This is a genomic window from Mycobacterium sp. NGS64 (assembly GCF_059812245.1).
Genome location: NZ_JCALCI010000027.1, coordinates 1 through 1,315, shown reverse-complemented (window position 1 = coordinate 1,315; position 1,315 = coordinate 1). Strand labels below are relative to the sequence as shown.

1 protein-coding gene is annotated in these 1,315 nt (G+C 62.3%); it reads right to left on the bottom strand.

Annotated features, from left to right (window positions below; genetic code table 11):
• Positions 1 to 7: 7 nt before the first annotated feature.
• Positions 8 to 1,267 carry an IS30 family transposase gene (locus AC5Y4S_RS29735; protein ID WP_500036093.1) on the bottom strand — a complete coding sequence of 420 codons (1,260 nt, stop codon included), beginning with the start codon at positions 1,265 to 1,267 and terminating at the stop codon, positions 8 to 10.
• Positions 1,268 to 1,315: the final 48 nt, after the last annotated feature.

Below are 1,315 nucleotides of genomic sequence, written 5' to 3'. Positions count from 1 at the left end.
GGCGGAATCAAGCGGTCGATGCAACAGTGGGTGGATTGGACAGTAGTTCGTCGAGGGCTTCGGCGGGGGTTTTCCAGTCCAGTGTTTGGCGTGGTCTGTTGTTGAGTTTGGCCGCCACGTAGTCGAGGTAGTCGGCGGGAAACACTGATAGGTCAGTGCCTTTGGCAAACCATTGGCGCAGCAGTCCGTTGGTGTTTTCGTTGCTGCCGCGCTGCCACGGGGAGTGCGGGTCACAAAAGTAGATATTCAAGTCCGTGGCGGCGGCGATGGCGATGTGGTTGGCCATTTCCTTGCCTTGGTCCCAGGTCAACGTGCGGCGCAGCATCGCCGGCAGCTGGGCCATCTTGGCGATGATGGCGTCTTGGACGGCCAGCGCGCCGTGGTTGTCGGGCAGGTGCAACAGCATGACGAATCGGGTGCTGCGCTCGACGAGGGTGCCGATCGCCGAGCCCGATTCGGTGCTGCCCAGAATGAGGTCACCTTCCCAGTGGCCAGGCACCGCGCGGTCAGCCACTTCCGGTGGACGCTCGCTGATGTTGACCATGTTCGGGATACGGCCCCGCCGTTGACCGGGGCTGCTGCGCGGTTTGCGCAAAGCCCGCCCGGTGCGCAGACAGCGGTGGATATCGCGGCGTAAATGGCCGCGGCCTTGCACGTAAATCGCCTGATAGATGGCTTCGTGTGACACCCACATCTCCGCATCGTCAGCAAAATCGCGCCGCAGCCCCACCGCGATCTGGCCGGGACTATGGAAGTCGTCTAACCGAGTCTGCACCTCCTGACGCAATCGGTCATTTGCCGCTAGCTTGCTCTGCTTGGGACGGCCGGCGCGGTCATCGGCGCGTGCTTGCGCTGTGAGCGCCCGATACTGAACGTGCGCGGTTTTTCCGCTCTGTCGGGCCCCGAAGGCTTCCTTGCGCCGATACCCGGATTTGCGCCCGTCGTAGCTGTTGGTCACCCCGTTGGCGTCGATCTCGCGTTTGATCGTTGACGCCGGCCGGCCCAGCCGATTTCCAATCGACTGCAACGACTCGTAAGTCCTGACACCGATTTCGATCTCGACCCGGTCTTCGAAGGTCAGTCTCGGGCGCGGGCCAACGCTTTTGGGTTCACATAGCCGTGGTCTCACGCCGCCAGCATCAGCAAACCAGCGCAAACCCGAACGTTCCGACACGCCGACGGCAACACCGGCCTCCGCGGCGGCACAGCCATTACCAATGTGAACCCAGAACTGACGGACAACAGACCTCAACGGCGGACGCGGCACAGCAACACTCCTCAATCAGATGTGTTGCATCCACCCCTTGAAGCCAAG